1 protein-coding gene is annotated in these 390 nt (G+C 57.2%); it reads right to left on the bottom strand.

Going from position 1 to position 390, the window contains the following annotated elements:
* Positions 1-390: glutamate synthase central domain-containing protein (locus tag ACRHNM_RS16295; RefSeq protein WP_431137695.1), on the bottom strand; the 390-nt coding region annotated here is incomplete at both ends.

The raw sequence follows: 390 nt of genomic DNA, 5'->3' as shown, positions 1-390 counted from the left end.
AGAGCACGGCAATCGGGGTATCCGACCCCATGGAGCCGATGGGTTCCTTGGCGGCCTTCGCCATGGGCAGGATAATCGTATTGATGTCTTCCAGGGTGTACCCGAATGCAGCTTTCCGCTTCTCGAGCGTCTCTTCGTCCAGGAAGAGGGGACAGTCGTTATAGGGAATATCCCGCAGGTGCACCAGGTTCTTTTTGAGCCATTTGGCATACGGGTGTTTCCCGGCGATGGCTTCTTTGATCTCCTCGTCGTTCACGATTCGGCCTTCCTCCATGTTTACCAGGAACATCTTCCCGGGTTCGAGCCGGCCGTGGAAGGCGATATTCTCCGGCTCCAGTTCCAGTACCCCCGTTTCCGAAGACATGACCACATACCCGTCGCGGGTCACCG

The organism is Psychroserpens mesophilus (genome assembly GCF_050617655.1).
GTDB lineage: Bacteria > Bacteroidota > Bacteroidia > Flavobacteriales > Flavobacteriaceae > Psychroserpens > Psychroserpens mesophilus_A.
Note: the sequence above shows the minus strand (reverse complement) of the source record. Positions and strands in the feature narration are given on the sequence as shown.